This window comes from Anaerostipes rhamnosivorans, from assembly GCF_005280655.1.
In the GTDB taxonomy this organism is placed as follows: Bacteria; Bacillota; Clostridia; order Lachnospirales; family Lachnospiraceae; genus Anaerostipes; species Anaerostipes rhamnosivorans.
This window is the reverse complement of the sequence record NZ_CP040058.1, coordinates 968,429-987,141: the sequence shown is the minus strand read 5'-3', so window position 1 is coordinate 987,141 and position 18,713 is coordinate 968,429. Positions and strand designations below refer to the sequence as shown.

19 protein-coding genes are annotated in these 18,713 nt (G+C 44.6%); 5 read left to right on the top strand and 14 right to left on the bottom strand.

The window, feature by feature from the left end:
* Positions 1-175: 175 nt before the first annotated feature.
* From AR1Y2_RS04865 to AR1Y2_RS04845, 5 genes are read right to left on the bottom strand one after another with little or no spacing between them, the layout of a single operon-like run.
* A complete protein-coding gene (locus AR1Y2_RS04865) occupies positions 176-625 on the bottom strand; it encodes a PTS sugar transporter subunit IIA (protein ID WP_137327955.1) in 450 nt (149 codons plus the stop codon).
* A complete protein-coding gene (locus tag AR1Y2_RS04860) occupies positions 625-2,715 on the bottom strand; it encodes a BglG family transcription antiterminator (RefSeq protein ID WP_137327954.1) in 2,091 nt (696 codons plus the stop codon). Before AR1Y2_RS04860 ends, AR1Y2_RS04865 begins: the two co-directional genes overlap by 1 nt.
* Positions 2,657-3,586 (bottom strand): class II fructose-bisphosphate aldolase, encoded by a 930-nt coding sequence (locus AR1Y2_RS04855; RefSeq protein WP_137327953.1) that lies wholly within the window; start codon positions 3,584-3,586, stop codon positions 2,657-2,659. Before AR1Y2_RS04855 ends, AR1Y2_RS04860 begins: the two co-directional genes overlap by 59 nt.
* A gap of 52 nt (positions 3,587-3,638) precedes the next feature.
* Positions 3,639-4,913: an alcohol dehydrogenase catalytic domain-containing protein gene (locus AR1Y2_RS04850; protein WP_137327952.1), complete on the bottom strand. Its 1,275-nt coding sequence runs from the start codon at positions 4,911-4,913 to the stop codon at positions 3,639-3,641.
* Between the two features lie 21 nt (positions 4,914-4,934).
* Entirely contained in the window at positions 4,935-6,278 is a 1,344-nt protein-coding gene (locus AR1Y2_RS04845; RefSeq protein ID WP_137327951.1) for a PTS mannitol transporter subunit IICB, read from the bottom strand.
* Between the two features lie 256 nt (positions 6,279-6,534).
* On the opposite strand from AR1Y2_RS04845, the gene AR1Y2_RS04840 reads away from it, so the two are divergent.
* Positions 6,535-6,954 carry a pyridoxamine 5'-phosphate oxidase family protein gene (locus AR1Y2_RS04840; RefSeq protein ID WP_137327950.1) on the top strand — a complete coding sequence of 140 codons (420 nt, stop codon included), beginning with the start codon at positions 6,535-6,537 and terminating at the stop codon, positions 6,952-6,954.
* Between the two features lie 61 nt (positions 6,955-7,015).
* Here AR1Y2_RS04840 and AR1Y2_RS04835 read toward each other — a convergent pair whose 3' ends face one another.
* The gene (locus AR1Y2_RS04835; protein WP_137327949.1) at positions 7,016-7,693 is read right to left on the bottom strand and encodes a fructose-6-phosphate aldolase; all 678 of its coding nucleotides are present in this window, start codon (positions 7,691-7,693) and stop codon (positions 7,016-7,018) included.
* A 48-nt stretch (positions 7,694-7,741) separates the two neighbouring features.
* The gene (locus tag AR1Y2_RS04830) at positions 7,742-10,147 is read right to left on the bottom strand and encodes a glycyl radical protein (RefSeq protein WP_137327948.1); all 2,406 of its coding nucleotides are present in this window, start codon (positions 10,145-10,147) and stop codon (positions 7,742-7,744) included.
* A 233-nt stretch (positions 10,148-10,380) separates the two neighbouring features.
* Between AR1Y2_RS04830 and AR1Y2_RS04825 the strand changes: the two genes are divergently transcribed.
* On the top strand, positions 10,381-11,277 hold the full coding sequence (locus AR1Y2_RS04825; protein WP_137327947.1) for a glycyl-radical enzyme activating protein: 897 nt from the start codon (positions 10,381-10,383) through the stop codon (positions 11,275-11,277).
* A gap of 38 nt (positions 11,278-11,315) precedes the next feature.
* On the opposite strand, the gene AR1Y2_RS04820 is transcribed toward AR1Y2_RS04825, so the two are convergent.
* Positions 11,316-12,065, bottom strand: coding sequence for a DeoR/GlpR family DNA-binding transcription regulator (locus tag AR1Y2_RS04820; RefSeq protein ID WP_137327946.1), 750 nt, complete (start codon positions 12,063-12,065; stop codon positions 11,316-11,318).
* A 203-nt stretch (positions 12,066-12,268) separates the two neighbouring features.
* On the opposite strand from AR1Y2_RS04820, the gene AR1Y2_RS04815 reads away from it, so the two are divergent.
* Positions 12,269-13,099, top strand: a complete 831-nt coding sequence (locus AR1Y2_RS04815) for a prepilin-type N-terminal cleavage/methylation domain-containing protein (RefSeq protein ID WP_137327945.1) — start codon at positions 12,269-12,271, stop codon at positions 13,097-13,099.
* A gap of 136 nt (positions 13,100-13,235) precedes the next feature.
* On the opposite strand, the gene AR1Y2_RS04810 is transcribed toward AR1Y2_RS04815, so the two are convergent.
* From AR1Y2_RS04810 to AR1Y2_RS18155, 5 genes are all read right to left on the bottom strand, one after another.
* Positions 13,236-13,448, bottom strand: a complete 213-nt coding sequence (locus tag AR1Y2_RS04810) for a glycine zipper family protein (RefSeq protein ID WP_137327944.1) — start codon at positions 13,446-13,448, stop codon at positions 13,236-13,238.
* A gap of 19 nt (positions 13,449-13,467) precedes the next feature.
* Positions 13,468-14,034, bottom strand: coding sequence for a glycerol-3-phosphate responsive antiterminator (locus AR1Y2_RS04805; RefSeq protein ID WP_137327943.1), 567 nt, complete (start codon positions 14,032-14,034; stop codon positions 13,468-13,470).
* An 87-nt stretch (positions 14,035-14,121) separates the two neighbouring features.
* Positions 14,122-15,171, bottom strand: a complete 1,050-nt coding sequence (locus AR1Y2_RS04800; RefSeq protein ID WP_137327942.1) for a PTS fructose transporter subunit IIC — start codon at positions 15,169-15,171, stop codon at positions 14,122-14,124.
* Positions 15,172-15,190: 19 nt separating this feature from the next.
* A complete protein-coding gene (locus tag AR1Y2_RS04795; RefSeq protein WP_137327941.1) occupies positions 15,191-16,228 on the bottom strand; it encodes a 2-hydroxyacid dehydrogenase in 1,038 nt (345 codons plus the stop codon).
* A 484-nt stretch (positions 16,229-16,712) separates the two neighbouring features.
* Positions 16,713-16,841: a hypothetical protein gene (locus AR1Y2_RS18155; RefSeq protein WP_282432135.1), complete on the bottom strand. Its 129-nt coding sequence runs from the start codon at positions 16,839-16,841 to the stop codon at positions 16,713-16,715.
* 494 nt (positions 16,842-17,335) lie between these two features.
* On the opposite strand from AR1Y2_RS18155, the gene AR1Y2_RS18310 reads away from it, so the two are divergent.
* Positions 17,336-17,440 (top strand): helix-turn-helix domain-containing protein, encoded by a 105-nt coding sequence (locus AR1Y2_RS18310; RefSeq protein ID WP_334295166.1) that lies wholly within the window; start codon positions 17,336-17,338, stop codon positions 17,438-17,440.
* On the top strand, positions 17,427-17,672 hold the full coding sequence (locus AR1Y2_RS18370; protein ID WP_334295164.1) for a helix-turn-helix domain-containing protein: 246 nt from the start codon (positions 17,427-17,429) through the stop codon (positions 17,670-17,672). The genes AR1Y2_RS18310 and AR1Y2_RS18370 overlap by 14 nt, the downstream gene beginning before the upstream one ends.
* Positions 17,673-17,794: 122 nt before the next feature.
* On the opposite strand, the gene metA is transcribed toward AR1Y2_RS18370, so the two are convergent.
* Positions 17,795-18,700 carry a homoserine O-acetyltransferase MetA gene (gene metA / locus AR1Y2_RS04780; RefSeq protein WP_137327939.1) on the bottom strand — a complete coding sequence of 302 codons (906 nt, stop codon included), beginning with the start codon at positions 18,698-18,700 and terminating at the stop codon, positions 17,795-17,797.
* Positions 18,701-18,713 lie beyond the last annotated feature (13 nt).

The following is an 18,713-nucleotide window of genomic DNA, read 5'->3' as shown; positions in this document are numbered from 1 at the left end:
ATTACAGCAAGATGGTATCATATCAAAGCCTAAAATTCAATCAAACCATTTATAAATATTGTCAAATTTTCACCTGCCGGTTTCACTTCTCCAGTACAAAATCAGTTTTGCCTCCGCTTATCCAGATACAAAAATGGGCAGCCAATATGCTCTGGCTGCCCACCTTTTTTCATTATTATAAGCTGTTAAACATTTGATAGACTTTCTCTTTATCCCGGCACCGCACCAGCCGTTCTACCTGCTTTCTGTCACTGAAAATGTTGGCACAATGCATTAGGATTTCCATATGCTCATCTCCTATGGCCGCAAGCCCCATAACAACCTTGACCTGATTCCCATGCCAGTCAATACCCTCCGGATAGATCAAAACGGAGATCCCAGTCCTTAAAATCTGATCCCTGGCCTTCTTCTCACCGTGAGCGATGGCAAGCATATTGCCCAGATAAACAGAAAAGTTCTGATCTCTAGAAAGCATCCCTTTTATATAACCGCTTTTGATGTATCCGCTTTTCAGCAAAAGACTGCCCGCATTGATGATCGCTTCTTCCGGGGTGGCCGCCTTGCAGTTCAAAACAATATTTTCCTTCATCAGTACAGGTCTTTCTTCCTTGTCTCTATCTGTCATTACAATCCCTCATTTCCCTCTTCCCCAGCCACGCGATTTAAATAATCTTTGATCTGCCGTCTGAGTGCTGTGATATTATTGTTCTCCAGGTACTGAAGTATTTTCTCATCATTGACAAACCCTTCTGAAATAACTGCCAGTGTGTCCCTGATCTCCTTGTCCTCTTTTTTGTCCACGATCATCAGGACACCTTTGTCAAATCCCTTAAAATCCGGATGGGTACCGTGTCCATGGTCCAGTGTAAAAAACAACAGCACCGGCTTTCTATTGCCAGGAATGTTACAGTGAAAAATCAGAAAGTTCCGGTCTTTTAACGCCACCTGTCCATCCTTCTCCCGAAGGAGCACAGCGTCAAGACAGGCTTTTTTCTGGATCTCATCCATGTCGGTGTAGTCAAGAAGCCTGGTTACTGCCCCGGCTTTTCCCACGGAGGCATCCGCCGTAACAATCTGTAGGTCATCAAGCAGCTGCGGTGAGGTTGTTCTCCTGACGGTTCCCCTGTCTGGTATCTTATTTTGAATCTTTTGTTCCTTGAGTAGTTCAAAGTATACCTGCATCCTTCCAAAGTCCTCCTCTGAAAGCAGAGCCCCCACTTCAATAACCGGGATCTCCTGGTCCGGAAGCTTCAGCGTGGATACGATGATGTCAAGCCCCAGTCCCTCCTTTGCTGTCACCTGCTCCACAGACAGCGGAAATACTTTCACTGTTCCTGCAAACCGGTTTTTTATACTGGAGGACAAAAAGCTGGAGATTCCAATCCCGCTGGCACATACCACGGCCACGTTTAAGACAACAGACTGTTTGATCTGGGCTTTTTTCCGCTCTATGGCTGCGCCGAAATGAAAGGACAAATATGCGATCTCATCCTCATTGACTTCCAGATGATACTTCGTCTCCATTACCTGACAGACATGTTTACAGACGACAAAAATATCCCTGAAGTCTGTTTTGATCTGCTCCAACAGAGGATTTTCCAGTCTCATATGGTAATTGAGCCTGTGGAGCGTGGACCTTAAATGAGTCGCGAGACCTTGATACAGCACCTTGTCCTGTCTGAAATCGTCCCCCATGAGCTGTCCGAAAGCAGTGATTAAGTCATCCGCCACGATCATGCAGTCATATTCATCCAGCATTTTGGTCAGCTCATCCTGCTTCTCCACAGCATATTTCATTCTGGCTCCTTTTAAATGCATGAAGACATAAGCCACCTCTGATTCCGGCATCTTTATATGAAATTCTCTCTCAAAATATTCCGTCAGCTGTCTGGCTTTCTGATAATATGCATCTTTTTTAAGCCTTAAGAGCAGATCCTCCTCCATAGTGATGGTCTTTCCTGACAAAAGCCGTTCAATGGCAATGACGAGATGGATGACCAATCCTATATAGGAATGTCTCGTGATCTTGCTTAAAAATTCATCCTCACACTGCTTGAGAATAGAAATAACCTTTTCCAGGATCTCCTCATTTAAGAGATCCAGATTGCTGTTTCTCCCCAGACTGCGGAAATATTCTATAGCCTGGAATTCTCCTTCACTTCCCTGGAACTGCCCCACATCTGACTTCATGAGCTTTTCGTTTAAAAAATCAATGATGGCGTTTCTAAAGCTCTCCTCCTCACCTGTCACAGTGATACCAAGACCGGCTTTTTTCTCCAGGGAGAGCCGGTGCTCTTGAAACCACGGTCTGATTGCCTGGATGTCATTGCTGACCGTAGCCTCAGACACCATCAGCTTGTATGCGTAGTAGCCTAGTTTTTCTATATTTTTTCTCTTTAGAAACTCAATCGTTAACAAAGCCCGGCGCTGTTCCTTCGTGTAATAAAAAAGTGAAGAATCCCTGTCTGAGACTTCCATAAGGTATCTGGCCAATGCTTCTTTATCACCTGAAAGCCGGATTCCCTTTCCTGTTTTCGTCTCCAGCTGAACTCCCAGTCCAAAAAGCTCCTGATTGACGCCGCGTATCTCACGAAATAGAGTTCTAGTGCTGATTTTCAGTTTCTCTGCTGCCTGCTCCATCGGCAGAAATTCTTCCTCATCTAGTAAAATGCGGAACAGCTTGATCTGCCGAAGAGAAAAGAACTTCTGCTCCATCTCTCTCACCTCTGAATCTCAAAAGCACCTCTTTTGCATCTTCTTTTAACTTACGGTACGCTTCCTCCTGTACCTCATGATAAAACATATCTCCGCCGTTCTCCTTTAGTTTCTCATATACATGTCTGGCAGCGGCTTTCGACCAGTAAGAATGATAATTGATCTTTGTGATACCTGCCCTGATGGCCTCCTGTACCTGCGCCTGATCCACTCCAGATCCCCCATGCATGACCAGTCTGGTGCTCTCAGGCATCTTCTGACGAATCTCCCGCACCCGGTCAATATCCAGCATGGGCTCCTCCGCATAGATTCCGTGCACCGTGCCGAAGCAGACAGCCAGCGCATCCACCCCGGTGCGCAGTGCAAATTCTGCCGCCATGTCCGGGTCAGTGAAGGTCTTCTTGATCTCCTCTCTGCCTAAAAGCCTCGGTCCTCCGTGGGAATCTTCCGCCGTGCTGCTCATTGTCCCCAGCTCCGCCTCCACAGACAGACCCATCTCGTGGGCAGCCTTGGTAAACTCCCGGATCCTCTTTACATTTTCCTCAAACGGCAGGTCACTGCAGTCATACATAATGCTGGAATAACCGCACCGTATTCCCCGCATTACAAAGCTTAGATTAATACCGTGATCCAAATGTACACAAACCGGAGCTGTCGCTCTCTTTGCATACTCTACAGTCTGAGGGCCTATATTTTCAATGGGGATCAGGCTGTCATGCACCTGGACATGCCCGATGATCACCGGCACTGAGAGCTCACTGGCTGCATCCATGGCCGCCCTTGCCATCTCAAAGTTGGGGACATTAAAGCAGGGAATGGCATACCCGCCCTCTTCTGCCTCTTTTAATATGTTCTGTAAGTTCACTAACATGTTGTTACCTCCATTTTACCTGAATTTTTGATACTGTTCACTGGAAATATGTTCATTCATCGATCCATTTTCCGGCAAACAGGACTTTCTCCGCCTCTTTGCACCACACCCCATGGTTTTCTTTTAAAATATCCGCTATTTTCCGGTAAACCGGGTCTTCATCTGCATATTTTTCAAAATCTGTGAGTGCCATCAGCGGCAGATCCACGTGGGGATAAACCAGCTTCTTGCCTCCCGGAATATCCGGCAGGTTTAAAATAATGTCTGGCACCTCAGAAAGTCCCGACACATGGGTGATCATATACTCCGGTGTGAGCATTCCTTCTCTGGACAAATCAAACATTTCCCGGATGTCGTCCAAATTTCCTCCGCTGTTGCCTACATAATGAGTCCTTTTATAATGAATGTCGTAGAAATTGACTCTAGCTTTAAATTGTTCATCTGTCGGCCCCGCAAAAAAGTTCAGGCACCCGTTGACCGCCAGAAGGCCGCTGCCCAGCTCTACCAGGCTTTCCATTGCCGCAAAGACCATGATGTCATCATATCCTGTTCCCCCAGATAATACCCGGAGCTCCTGTTCTTCGTCTTCCATCTCCGACGGATTTACATACACAAGTTCCACGCCGTAGTCTGAGGCTTCCCTGGGACTGATCAGCTTTTCGGCTCTTTTGATCCTTTCCTCGTTGATCTCTGTCACCACAAGCTTCTTCGGCCTTGACGGTCCGTGGACCGCATAATCAATGGCTCCGATCCCCATCGGCCCGCAGGCTGCCATCAGAAGCATACTGCCGCCCTCTTTTGTGCCATGGATGTTGTCGTAGACAAACATATCCTCCATATAATCATGGATGCACGTATGGAAAGCACTGATGATGCAGGATACAGGTTCCCCCATGGAGGCAAAGGCAAAATAATCATCTTCATAGGTGAGAAGACAGCCAGATTCAATATAGCCGCCCGGAATAATCGTATAAGTCGCATTTCCCCCGAAAAACTCAAAAGAATAACCCGGAGCATCCTCGCTTCCCTTATAACGGATCCCCGCCTGCAAAAAACAGGAAGTTCCCGGCTCATATCTGCCTTTCCATTCCTCCCCCACTTTCTCAATGATGCCGGCCATTTCATGGCCGGTCACCACCGGAGTCTCGTGCACGTTCTCTGGTACCCTCAGGTGCTCCTTCCCTTTCATCGCTGCCTTATAAGTAGAAAAGCAGATCCCATTGGACATAACCTTGATCAGTATTTCATCATCCCTGATCTCCGGCAGTTCGGTTTCCCGGATCCGGATATCCTTCTTCCCATAAAGAGAAGCCATTTTCACACGCATACGATTCCCTCCCTCATCAATTTACTGCTGCTTTTTCAATTCCTCCACCAGCTGGTCATATTCCGGCGCCTCCACAAAATTGGATACCGCAATGATCCGCGCCGTGCTGTTATAAGATTTGGCCCTTTCCGCAAGGCTTGTGTGGGTCAGAATGATTTCCGCGTCTTCCGGAATCTCGTCCACAGAAGTATGGGCTACCTTAATGTTGATTCCTGCTTTGTTCAATTTGTTCGTCAGCGTTGCTGCCGCCATGGCGCTGGATCCCATTCCTGCGTCACAGGCAAACACGATCTTTTTCACTCCGCCGTCCAGAGAAAGATTCAGTGGATCAAAACTCTGGAAGCTGCCCTCATCCTCATCATCTTTGGATCTCTTATAAATAATAGAAGCCACGATGAAGGATACTGCCGTAGCCGCCGCAATTCCAGCCAGCACAGGCAGTGCGCCGCCTTTGGGTGCCATGGCCATATAAGCAAAGATACTTCCCGGTGTAGCTGCCGCCACAAGGCCGCTTCCAAGCAGAGAGTTGGTGAGTATCCCCGCGCTGCCTCCCAGGATCACAGCCAGGATCAAGGCCGGTTTCATAAGTACATAAGGGAAATACAGTTCATGGATACCTCCGAAGAACTGGATGATGATAGCCCCAGGTGCGGAACTCTTGGCTTCTCCTTTTCCAAAGAACCAGCATGCCAGCAAGACACCAAGCCCAGGCCCTAAGTTTCCTTCCAGAAGGAAGTAGATTGATTTTCCCGCCGTGGCCGCATCTGCCAGTCCCAAAGGTGTCAGGACTCCATATTGGATGGCATTGTTTAAGAATAAGATCTTTGCCGGTTCAATGATGATGGATGCCAGAGGAAGCATTCCTGCATTCACGATGGCTTTTACTCCGTTTCCAAGGGCATTGCTGGCTCCCTCAACCAATGGCCCCATGATCCAGAAACAGAGCATGACCAGCAGCATTCCTAAGATTCCGGCTGAAAAGTTATCATAGAGCATTTCAAACCCAGTGGGGATCTTGTCTTTTAACAGGCCGTCAAGTTTCTTGACCAGCCAGCCGCCTAAGGGGCCTGCGATCATTGCCCCGAGAAACATGGGGATAGACCCTCCGATGATAATTCCGAAGGTGGCAACCGCTCCGACCACCGCTCCTCTGGTGCCGTAGACCATTTTCCCTCCGGTGTAGCCCATCAGGACCGGAATCAGATAGTTGAGCATAGGGCTGATGACCGTTGCCATCTTTTCATTTGGAAACCATCCTCCCTGTAAAAAGATCGCGGTAAAAAATCCCCACGCGATCAGTGCGCTGATGTTCGGCAGCACCATGCCGCTCAAAAAACGTCCGAACTTTTGTACTTGCTGTTTCATAATGCCTCTCTCCTTTCTTTCAAAAGATTGTATTGTTGGTATGTCTTTATTATAAAGGATGTTTCAGGCAAATAGCTGCCTAAGCAATTCAACCTTGGCATGATTGAATGCTGTCAAATTTTTAGGCTGGCTTGGAGCAAATGTTTCTGCGTACAAAAAAGCCAAAAGCAACGTTCTTGTACATAGCTTTTTGGCGTGTTATCATGAATTAAAGAAGGAAAGGCCTGATAAAATATAAATTGGAGGGATAAGCACCATGTTAAAGAATCCAGCAGAAACCATCGGAAAGATGATTGATAAGGCAAGTACAAGTTTTATTTCCTACATCGATGAAGAAGGTTTTCCGGTTACGAAAGCCATGTTAAAGCCAAGGGAACGAGAAGGGATCACTACATTTTGGTTTACCACAAATACCTCTTCCAACAAAATAAAGTGTTTCAGAAAGAATCACAAGGCAGGTGTCTATTTTGTTGATAAGCGGTTTTTCCGGGGTATCAGTCTGACCGGAACAATGGAAGTCTTAGAAACACCGGAAGCCAAAGAAAGAATATGGCAGGACGGGGATACCATGTACTACAAAGAGGGTGTCACGGACCCTGACTATTGTGTCCTTAAGTTCACTGCGGTGAAAGGCAGGTATTACAGCAACTTTAAATCTGTAGATTTTGATATATAAATATTCCTATAGAAAAAGGACAGCCACTTAAAGTGTACCGTCCTTTTTCTGCATGAAACATCTATAATTGAGTAATATCCAAATCTCCGAAGGCTGCTCTCCAGTCAGTGTCAAAATCATCAACAGCCTTTCCGATGGCTGCCATTCCAAGGACATCGTGGAGAAGTCCCGGCTGTACAGTAGCCGCCTGAGCGCCGGCTTCAAACGCCGCATTGACCTGAGCGATGTTTTTAAAGCTTGCGGCCAATATCTTCGTTTTGTATCCATAGCGCTCGATCTGTTTCGCAAAACAGGAGATTGTGTTTTTGGAGTCAATGTCCATGTTCTCCATCCGGTTAAAATACGGTGCGATAAAATCAGCTCCGGCCTCCATGGCCAGATAGCCCTGGATCTTGGTATAAATTGCTGTAGCCGTGATGCCTGCCCCTTCTGCTTTTAACATACGCATGGCTTTCAGCCCTTCTTCTGTTGTAGGAATCTTGATAAAGACCTTATGATCAATCTTTTCCCTTATAGTTCTTCCCTCTGCTGCCATGGTCTCGGCATCCTTTGCCGTGACCTGGATATGCAGCGTCTTGTCTTCCCCTATCAATTCCCTGATCTCTCTGAAATGCCTGAAAAAATCAATCTTCCCTTCCTTTTTCAAGATGGACGGGTTGCTGGTGACACCAGTGATCGGGTAAAAATGACTGTATTCTTTAATTTCTTCTATATTTGCTGTATCAAATAAAAATTCCATGGTTAGATCCTTTCTAAATTCTATCAAGGTTTCTTCTATATCCAGTTTTTACAGTACCTGCTCGGTTCTCTCAATGATATCATCCTGGGTCTGTTTGGATAACACATTAAAGAATGCAGAGTAACCTGCCACACGGACGATCAGGTCTCTATGCTTTTCAGGATGTGCCTGGGCATCCCGGAGGGTCTCCCTGGAAACCACATTGTACTGGACATGGTATCCGTGAAGCCTGTTGAAGAATGTACGAATGATGTAGATCAGCTTCATTCTGTCCTCTTTCTTTGAAAGGATCTGCGGTGTTACCTTCTGGTTCAGCAGAACCCCGCCTGTGATATCTTTGGTCGGAAGTTTGGCAACCGTCTTAAACACCGCGGTAGGGCCGTTCTGGTCCATGGCATGGCTCGGAGAACACCCTTCTGAAAGAGGAGTATGTGCCTTTCTTCCATCCGGCGTAGCCAGCGTTCCCATTCCCTGGCCCACATTGGCTGAGATAGAAGAAGTTCCTGCGTAATAAGTTCCTCCGATGGGGCCTCTTTTGTATCTTGTATTGTGGTATTTTTTGATCTCGTCAATATAGACGTCATAGGCACTCCGAATCAGAGAGTCTACATAATCATCATCATTTCCGTATTTTGGAGCGGAAAGAAGGATATTCTGGATTCTCTCTCCCTCCGGTCCTTCAAAGTCATTCTGAAGGGCGTCCCACAGCTCCTGTTTTGAGATACTCTGGTCTTCAAAGACACATTTCTTGATGGCAGCAAGTGAATCCGCCATGTTGGCGATCCCCACCTGGAGTCCGCTGATGAAATCATAGACTGCGCCGCCTTCTTTCAGGGTCTTTCCTCTTGCAATACAGTCATCCACTAATGAAGAACAAAGCACATCCGGTACCGTCTCCTCAAGGACCATGTCACAGCAGGTTTCAATGATCACACTGTGTCTTGTAAAGTCACGTATGATTTTATCCCATGCCTTTTCGATATCTTCATAAGATTCCATGTCAAGGAAATGTCCCGCCCCTTCTGTAACCTTTACGCCAGATTCCGGATCTGTTCCGTCGTTCATGGCGATCAGCAGAGATTTTGGGAAGTTTAAAAAGCTCATTCCAGTACAGCGGTATCCCCATTTTCCAGGAACTGCTGTCTCTACACAACCGATGGCGCTGTAATTATAGGCATCTTCTTCCTTCACCCCTTTTTCAATAAAGGAAGGAATGATAATCTCATCATTGTTAAATGCCGGCATGCCGAATCCCAGGCGGACAACTTCAATACACTCTTTCATAAAATCATCATCAAGCCCGGCGTGGTAGCGGACCGTAAGGTTCGGCTGCGGAAGGTGGGTCTGGGCCACGCTTCTAAGGATCAGATAGGAAAGAGGATTGACTGCGTCTTTCTTGTCTGGCGTCTGTCCTCCGATAGTCACATTCTGGTACAGCGGGCTTCCTGCGCTGAACTGTGTGTGGGACCAGCTGCGGATCTTATTGATGGTATAAGTTTTCAGCCAGAGATTGGTCAACAGCTCACATGCGCTATCTTCTGTCTCAATACCTCTCTCCACGTCTTTTTTATAGTAAGGATACAGATACTGGTCCATTCTTCCGTAAGACAAGGAATGTCCGTTGGATTCAATCTGGAGCACCAGATGTACCAGCCACATGCTCTGTACCGCTTCTCTCATAGTCTCTGCCGGTCCATAAGGAACCTTTGAAAGAATACCGGCCATCTCCTTCAGTTCCTGTGCCCGTTTCGGCTCTGCTTTTTCTGCCATCTCAAGGGCCAGCTTTGCATAGCGGCCGGCAAAATCCTTCACGGCGCCGATGACGATCAGGATCGCCTGGTGGAAATAATACTTTTTCAGGTTTTCCATCTCTGTCAAGTCCAGCTTCTCCATTGCAGCTTTTGTCCGTTCTTCATAATCCTTCAGACCGCACTTCATGATCTTTTCATACTGGACAGCCAGATGTGCATCCCCTGAGGTGATATTTCCCTCCGCCTTGATGATCCCCAGATCGTAAAAAATCTTGCTGGAGGCGGGCATGGCCGCAAGTCCTTTGTCTTTTGTCGTATTGTGTTCCCAGTACGGAGCCAGTTCTCTCAATGTCTCCTTTGTGTCTTCTGTGATATAGAATACGTCTCCGTCCCGTTTCTCGAACTTGTCAAGTTCATCAACGACCCAGTCCATGGCATATTCCGGAAAGATCGGGGCAGACCGGTTGGCGGATGCCTGGTTTCCGGCAATCAATGTCTGCGGTTCGATGAAGATGGTCATATGCTCTAATATATTCTGAAGCATGTATGCCCTTTTTAAGATGACTGGCTGGTCCGCGTGCTCTTTGTAACTCTGTGTCGTATAGACAGCACGTTCCGCGCATACATACGGTTTTGCCTCTAATAAATCCTCCCTGAATTCATCCATGCGTTTTGTAAGCTTTCCGAAATGATTCTCTGCCATAATGATACCTCCCTGATATGGTTCGTTGATTCTATGCTCGCTTTTTTCATTTTCTTCTCTGTACCTTTAATATACGCTTCCATTTTCGTTTTGTCAATATTTTTATTACATTTGAAACTAATATATATTTTGTTAAAACTTATATTTACTTTTATTCATTCTTATGTTAAGGTTCTGTTATAGGAATAAACCAGTTGTTATTCCGCTTTGTTTCTGAAGAAGGAGGGTTTCAGTTGAAAGCAAATATCTTTAATATCCAAAAATTCAGTATCCATGATGGCCCCGGCATCCGGACCGTAGTATTTTTAAAGGGATGCCCGCTGCGCTGCCGCTGGTGTTCCAATCCCGAATCCCAGTCCTTTCACACGCAGATCCTATGGGATCCCGGCAAATGTCTGCACTGCGGCCTCTGTCAGCGGTCATGTCCCACAGAAAGTATCCGTTTTTCAGATGACAGCAGCTTCCACTTCCGCCACGAAAGCTGCGAAGGGTGTCTTTCTTGTATCAGACAGTGTCCAGGAAATGCCTTAAAGTATACCGGAGAAAAAATGTCAGTTGATGAAGTCCTGAAAGAGGTCATGAAGGATATCGACTTTTACGAGGAATCCGGCGGCGGTGTGACGCTGTCTGGCGGAGAAGTCTTGGCCCAGCCGGCATTCGCTGAGCTGCTTCTGTCAGAGTGTAAAAAGAAAGGACTGCATACGGCCCTGGAGACAACGGGGTATGCATCCCATGAAGTGTTTGTGTCTGTGACAGAATATGCGGACCTGCTTCTGTTCGACATGAAGCATCATGACAGCAAAAAACACCGGCTCTATACCGGTGTCCCAAATGAACAGATTTTAGAAAATATGAAATGGGCTGCAGAGCACGGAATAGAAGTCATTGCCCGAATCCCTGTCATCCCCGGCGTCAATGATTCCATTGAAGATGCACATGCATTTTGTGCTCTTTTACATGAAACCGGCATCAGCCAGGTAAACCTTCTCCCATTCCATCAGTTCGGTGAGAAAAAATATGAACAGTTACATATGAATTATGAAATGAAGGATGTAAAAGCCCTGCACCCTGAAGATCTCACAAAATACGCTGGAGTCTTTGAGGCAGCAAAACTTTCCGTCAAGATCTGAGGGACCTCCATATATAAGGAGGCCCCTGAGGTCTTTCTTTATTTTGCCGTCTCCACTGCAACCCTGTTTTGTTCAAGAATTTTCCTTGCATCCTCAGGAATCCCTGTGTCTGTGACCACCATGTTGATCTCATCCAGCCTGCATTGGAGTACGACGCCCTGCTGTGCAAACTTGCTGGAATCCGTCAAAATGATAGAATGTTTGGCCGACTCCGCCATATTTTTCATAGCCTCAGCACGCATCATATCCCCGCATGTGAATCCCGCCTGGGGAATAAATCCGTCTGTTCCCATAAAAAACTTGTCTACATAAAACTCTCTGGCACATTTTCTTACAAGAGGTCCAACCATGACCTCGGATTCTTTCTGATAATCGCCTCCCAGCAGGACAGTTTTTCCTGCGGCGGACTCTCTGATATGCCTTGCGATAAACGCCGAGTTGGTAATGATGGTGACATCCTTTTTCTTTCCCGCAAGATACTCTGCCAGCAGCGCACAGCTGGACCCCGACTCGATCATGACGGTTTCTCCGTCTGAGACAAGCTCTGCCGCCTTTTCCGCAATTTTTACCTTAATATCATAACGGACTGCCATGCGGTTGCTGATATCATCTGTATTGCAGATCACTGCATATCCATGTTCCCTTTTTAACAGCCCCTTTTCCTCCAGCGCATCCAGATCCTTTCGGATCGTCACCTGCGATACGCCGAGAGTTTCGGACAGCTGATTAACCTCTATCTTTTTCTGCTCATTGACCATTTCCAGTATCTTTGTCTGTCTCTCTGTCATGTCTTCACCTCTTTTTCTTTTATCATATCATATCCATATTTCATATACAATTTGATTTCTTTTCAAATAAAAGCAGGTTCCATGATACCGATGACGAGAAGGAATTCTGTCTTTTTCAAGAGATCCTGGCGTTTACCTATACCTGTTTTTTTAAAGATATGCTATACTTAAAGAAATAATGGGGAAAGGGGGCTGCATAAGAAATGGTAAAATCTATACGGAACAAAGAGGGATTCACTTTGGTGGAGCTGATCGTGGTCCTTTTAATCCTGGCCATCCTTCTGGCTCTTTTGATTCCTTCCCTGATTGGCTACATCACCAGCGCCCAGAAGAAAGCCTGCCTGGTCAACAAAGCAGGACTTTTGAGAGATCTCACCGCCGATGAGATCTATGAACTGGAAGGCTCCGGGAAGTATGACACTGCATATTTGAAGTCTCTGGCCAGTAAATCAGAGTACAAATGCCGCCAGGGCGGGGCCTATGACGTAAGCCGCGGCTCCGACGCAAGCATTGTCATCATCTGCAGGAAACACGATAAAGACTACGATTTTAACATGAATGAAGCTCTTTCCTATGTAATAGATAATAACCCTGAAATCGCCAAGCTGATCAAAGGTTATATGAATAAGAACATCGATTCCTCTTCCGGAACCGGAAAAGCTTATGAAAACCTGTTGAATGCCCTGGGCCAGGCGGGATTCAACGCAGGCCAGGCAGGCGTCAACTCCTGGTCTTTTCAGGGAAAAGGAAGCAGCTATTACCTATACTGGACAACTGAGGATATCACCACAAAGAGCCCCGGTGACAAGGTAAAAGTCATCCGATACAACTCAGCCAGAGGCACTTACACTGCCGGATATGTAGCTGTAAGACGCGAAACCTTGTCAGCTTCCGATTCCTCCGACGGCAAACCCCGTACCTATAACGTCCTTTCCAGAAGCGACAGTGACTGGGAGGAATATACTGGTGTGAAGCAGAGCGATGCAGACAAGAAAAATTATTCAAAGATCTATCAGATCTTTAAAAAGATGTAAGTAGACCTGAGCGTTATATATCGATCATATTTACTCCGGACAAAGAATAAGGGCGGCGGTCCAAAATCGCACGGCAAAGGGCAGATACAGTTTAAAAAACTGTACCTGCCCCAATATCTTTACACTGATAAATATTCTATTTCTTCGACTCCTCATCCCTGTCATTCTTCTTTTTGTCCATGCTCATACCTACAGCTACACCTATACACAGACCCAAACTGATTCCCATGGCCAGATTATGAAATATGCTTCCTAAGGCTACTCCAAAACATAAACCAAGGCTGACTCCCAATGAGATATAATTCTTATCTGTTTGACCGCTGACTTCTTTTTCCTCATCTTCGCCCATAACATATCCTTTCCACCGTTCAATTCATTTGATAGTTCCATAGCTTTGTATTGCTTGTTGTAATTCCATTGAAACCAGCCCGATACATAGTATCTACCATCTCTTTACTGTCAATAAACCCTCCTGCTATGTAGCAGCAGTCTTTGATCTGCTTGAAATAATCCAGAAATTCTGCTGCGTAATATGCCGGGCGCAGCTCAATGGCATCCGCTCTTGAAAGCTGTAAACTTTTTGAAGCCTGTTCCAAGGCAAAAGAATCCGAAAGAGTGATTCGCTGGATGGTCTTCATGCCTTCATTTTTGATCATTCCCAGCCGGATGTTCTGGAATCCCATTACACAGTCTACACGGTACATTTTCTTTAGGAACTCAAACGCAGTCTTATCGGTCCCCAATCCGCCGACGATCTCATGGTTGACTATGATTTTTTTATTAGCATCATGACATTTCTGAGACAAACTTTGCAGATTTCCTATATGGGCGCAGTTGCTCGTCAAAACCCACTCTTCTTCTGTACTCAAAGCCTCTGTAAAATATCTCAGGCTGCGTACCGCTGGTATTACATGAAATTTACCATCATCAAACATATAACTCCCTCTCTCATAGCCTTTTCTATATCATATCATTTATTTAAAATAATTTCAGGATTTTTTATATCATCATGAGTTTTCCCTCTATGGCTCCTGTTCCACCGGATGGCCGATAAAAATAACCAGTGCCGCTGAGATTAAAACCGCCGTTCCAAGACAGATCACAAATACAATCGGTTTATTCACCGCAAATAGGACAAATAACCCTCCATGAGGCGCCCTCATTGTCACACCAAGCGCAAAAGACATGGCTGATCCAATGGCTGACCCCACGCAAAAACAAAGAATACGTCTCACATCTTTCGCCGCATGGGGGATCGCAAATTCAGTGATCATACACAGGCATCCGGCAATACATCCCGGTATAGAGCTTCTGTCTTCTTTTGTAAAATAATTTTTCTTCACGAGCATCGCAACGGCCATTGCCATGGGAGGGGCCATAGCAGCTACAAAAACTGCCGCGATGGGAAGATAATTTCCTGTCTCCATACAGGCCAGCGAAAATGCATAGGCTACTTTATTACACGGTCCTCCCATATCAAAAGCGATCATGGCACCCTGTACAAGCCCTAAGATGATAATATTGCCTGTCCCAAGACCGTCGAGAAAATGGGTCAATGCAGTGGTTAAAGCTCCCAGCGGTCCTCCCAGCACATAGTGCATCAGCAGGCCAATCATTCCGCATCCAAGCAATGGGATGATCAGAGTGGGCAGCAATGATTTTAGTGATCTGGGCAGAGGCATTTTCTTCAGGCCCTCCACTAAACATCCGGCGATAATACCACCCACCAGTGCCCCTAAAAACCCTGAGGCATAGCCGATATTCCATGGATCCGTTGCTATCCATCCAGCATACATCCCCACACAGATCCCTGGTTTATCAGCGATGGAATATGCCACAAAGGCACCCAGAACAGGGACCATAAGTGTACCCAGGCCGATCTGGCCCAGATAATAAATTGTGGAAGCGAAGGTTTTACAAGGCCCTACTGCCGTCCCCACATCGTATCCCCCAATTGCAAAAGAGATCGCTACCAATATGCCTCCCGCTACAACAAAAGGAAGCATGTAGGATACACCAGTTGTAATGGCTGACATCACTGTGGCTTTGAATTCTAATAAATTATCTTTCAATATTTTTCTCCTTTTCTTTTTATCTATCATTTTCCTCTGTCATCCCTGTAAGGAAGTCTTTCAGCTTCTCAACACCAATTTCTACGCTTACAACCGGAGTGTCACTGGCCGTTCCGGCAAGGTGCGAGGTCAGTGTTATATTTTCAAGCTCTAAATATGGATGATCTGTGGGAAGCGGTTCTTGATCAAATACATCAATGGCTGCACCCCCGATCTCACGATCTTTTAAAACTTCCACAAGTGCACTGGTATCCACAAGCCCGGCCCGGGCTGTATTGATAAAATAGGCCGTTTTCTTCATCTTGGCAAATTCTCGTTTTCCCATGATTTTTTTTGTTTGGTCTGATAACCTCAGATGCATTGATACAAAATCGGACGCTTCTAACAACTGGTCTAGATCCACCACTTTCACACCGTCTTTTTCTATCATCTCCCTGCTGACAAAAGGATCATAGACCAAGATGTCACTATCAAATCCTTTTAGTTTTTTCGCCACCCTGGATCCGATCGCACCATAGCCTATCAGCCCAACCGTACATTTGTTCATATTATGGATGTATTTTTGATTCACATATGATTTTACCCATCTCCCTTCTTTCATATAGTGATGGCTCCTTGCTATGTTCTTATTTTCGGCTATCATCATGCCTACAGCTGCATCAGAAACGGCATCCGCACTTCTCCAGGATGTATTGATCAGCGGAATTTTACGCTTTGTAAGCTCATTGATATCCACATTTTCAATGCCTCCGCGAAGCACAACTGCTGCTTTCAGTTTTGGACAAGCCTCCAAGACCTCTTTGTTGATCGAGGTACAATGAACAACAAGAATCTCCTTATCAGGACAATTCTCCAGCAGAGTTTTGTAGGTCGGAGCCGCCTCTAACCCTTTTTGTTCCAGCAACAACATTCGATTGGTTACATCTCCCACGTCTTTCATTTCATCATCACTGACCATGGTAATACGAGCACCGAACTCCTCCAATTCTTTCATTTTACTCATAACCTCTTCTGTGATGTATCCATCATAGACGCATAATATTCTTATCTCTTTCATCCTGACAACCTTTCTGTAAACGAAGTGATTTGACGACGTCAAATGATTTCTTTACCCATTTTGTGTGCATAGTGCCCGCAGGGCTTTTTTGTTCCATAGAGAGGTTCAAAGATCTTTCCTATAGAACAAAAAAATGACAGAAAATTATGGCTGAGCCATAATCTTCTGTCATATTCAAATCTCTATACGACAATCATATTTTGTTTTAATTCAGGAATTCCTTATCGTTATGTTATCACAAAGATCTTGAATCTGTCAACGGCAGAACCAAGTTTCATCTTTGAGGCTCTAATGAAATTATCATAATAATGTATCTGCTTTCGTCTTTATTCTATCTCCTTTTCTTCAAGCCATAGAAAAGCGTTTTTCCTATACATAATACCATAGAGTATCTCTTTTCCTCCACTTTTTACTTTGTCATACTTTTTTTGTACATATGACTTTATCCTTAGTATTCAAAAACTCCAAATATTATTTTTCCTCTTTATTGTATCTTGTTAATCTCATCTGAAAAACATGCTGTAGAACCCGTTATCTCACTGCCGCTCACACTATAATATATAAAACCAATTGTAATTATTGTTACAACAATAATCCATTTATATTTTTTCATTGTTTTCTTCCTTTTTAAAACATCTTCTCATTGAGGCAAACTTTTTATTTGTGATCCGATCCATAAAAGACCATAGTTGACTACTTGCGCATAAAGCACTATCTACGGCTTGCCACTGCTCTTCACTTAGATTGATGTTGTCTATTTTTACTGTTTTTCCAGATATCTCTTTGGCGGCCTCCTCAAATCTCTGTTTTTTCTTTCTCTTTTAGATTCATTCTCGACAACAAATTAATAAAATCACACATATGACAAATCCCTTCTTTTGATTTTATATCAAGGTTATTATTCAAAAGCCAACCTATATATACAACATTGCACTCGGATTTTCATACATATTCAATATACGAGTATAATTTTACAATTGTTTTATAGAATAAAAGAGAGGAACTTTATATGATCAACTATAAACCTCTCTTCAAAACAATGTCAAAAAAACAAATTTCCTCCTATGCTTTATTTAAAAAGACTTTTCCAAATCAACTTATTATTCAATACAACAGGGAAACAGCATTAGTACAAACACAATTGACCAGCTTTGTAGATTATTAGAGTGCCCTGTCTCTGACATTCTTGAATATAAAGATGAAAAAGAATAATAAGACTATTCACAATCTAAGAGGTATATTCATGATCAGCTATAACCCATTATTTCGTACCATGAAAGAAAAAAATATAAGTTCTTATAAACTCTTAAAACGCGGGTTTTCGCGTTCGACCTATTATGCCATAAAACACGGGAAAGGTATCACGACAAATACAATTGACCAATTGTGTAAGCTTCTTCAATGTGAAGTACCAGATATCATAGAATATATAGAAATCAATTAACAATATAGAGTTAAAGAAAAAAGACAGATATAGCTTTTTAAAGTTATATCTGTCTTCACTAATTTCATCACATCCCATATATGTCCGCGAATCCCATAGAAAAACCTCATGAAAAGGTATTTCTACAAATCGTAAGGGGTCGCCTGATAAACGTAATAATTCAGCCAATTATAATACATAGCATTGGCATGGCATCTCCAAGATTTCACCGGTCCTTTTTTCGGATCGTCATCCAGATAATAATTCTTTGGAATCTCAGGATTAAGTCCCCGATTGATATCCCTTACATACTCCTGGTGCAGCGACATCACATCATATTCAGGATGCCCTGTGACAAAGATCTGGCTTCCGTCCTCGTTTAAGATCAGATATGGTCCGGTTTCCTCTGATTCAGCCACTACAGTTAATTCTTTACACTGTCTGATTGCCTCTCCGTCCACACCAGTGTTTCTGGAATGGGGAACAAAAAAGTAGTCATCAAATCCTCTCACCAGCAGAGTTTTTTTATGAAGGGGATGATGGCGGTATACACCCGAGATCTTTTGATCCAGCACATTTTTTTTCACTCCATAATGATAATACAATCCTGCCTGAGCGGCCCAGCAGATATGTAAGGTGGACGTAACATTCTTTTTCGTCCACTCCATGATCTCCGCAACTTCTTCCCAATAATCAACATCCTCAAATTCTTTCAGTTCCACAGGAGCCCCCGTTATGATCATCCCGTCAAATTTTTTATCTCTCACATCATCAAAATATACATAAAATTTTTCCATGTGGGATTCCGGTACATGCGTTGGTTCATAGGATGCCGTCTTTAAAAAAGTAATATCGATCTGCAATGGAGTATTAGAAAGACTCCTGAGCAGATGCAGCTCTGTATCCAGTTTATTTGGCATCAGATTTAAGATTGCTATCCTCAGAGGCCGGATATCCTGTGTCACTGCTCGGTCTATATCCATTACAAACACATTCTCTTCTTCCAGGATAGCCCTTGCCGGCAGGTCCGTATCAATTCTTATCGGCATAATTACACGCTCC

Coding starts and splice junctions, on each gene's coding strand:
- AR1Y2_RS04835 (WP_137327949.1), bottom strand. CDS start 7,693: ATGGAATTTTTATTTGATACAGCAAATATAGAAGAAATTAAAGAATAC.
- AR1Y2_RS04805 (WP_137327943.1), bottom strand. CDS start 14,034: ATGTTTGATGATGGTAAATTTCATGTAATACCAGCGGTACGCAGCCTG.
- AR1Y2_RS18155 (WP_282432135.1), bottom strand. CDS start 16,841: ATGAAAAAATATAAATGGATTATTGTTGTAACAATAATTACAATTGGT.
- AR1Y2_RS04830 (WP_137327948.1), bottom strand. CDS start 10,147: ATGGCAGAGAATCATTTCGGAAAGCTTACAAAACGCATGGATGAATTC.
- AR1Y2_RS04845 (WP_137327951.1), bottom strand. CDS start 6,278: ATGAAACAGCAAGTACAAAAGTTCGGACGTTTTTTGAGCGGCATGGTG.
- AR1Y2_RS04865 (WP_137327955.1), bottom strand. CDS start 625: ATGACAGATAGAGACAAGGAAGAAAGACCTGTACTGATGAAGGAAAAT.
- AR1Y2_RS04850 (WP_137327952.1), bottom strand. CDS start 4,913: ATGCGTGTGAAAATGGCTTCTCTTTATGGGAAGAAGGATATCCGGATC.
- AR1Y2_RS04815 (WP_137327945.1), top strand. CDS start 12,269: ATGGTAAAATCTATACGGAACAAAGAGGGATTCACTTTGGTGGAGCTG.
- AR1Y2_RS18370 (WP_334295164.1), top strand. CDS start 17,427: ATGAAAAAGAATAATAAGACTATTCACAATCTAAGAGGTATATTCATG.
- AR1Y2_RS04840 (WP_137327950.1), top strand. CDS start 6,535: ATGTTAAAGAATCCAGCAGAAACCATCGGAAAGATGATTGATAAGGCA.
- metA (WP_137327939.1), bottom strand. CDS start 18,700: ATGCCGATAAGAATTGATACGGACCTGCCGGCAAGGGCTATCCTGGAA.
- AR1Y2_RS04820 (WP_137327946.1), bottom strand. CDS start 12,065: ATGACAGAGAGACAGACAAAGATACTGGAAATGGTCAATGAGCAGAAA.
- AR1Y2_RS04795 (WP_137327941.1), bottom strand. CDS start 16,228: ATGAAAGAGATAAGAATATTATGCGTCTATGATGGATACATCACAGAA.
- AR1Y2_RS04810 (WP_137327944.1), bottom strand. CDS start 13,448: ATGGGCGAAGATGAGGAAAAAGAAGTCAGCGGTCAAACAGATAAGAAT.
- AR1Y2_RS04860 (WP_137327954.1), bottom strand. CDS start 2,715: ATGGAGCAGAAGTTCTTTTCTCTTCGGCAGATCAAGCTGTTCCGCATT.
- AR1Y2_RS04855 (WP_137327953.1), bottom strand. CDS start 3,586: ATGTTAGTGAACTTACAGAACATATTAAAAGAGGCAGAAGAGGGCGGG.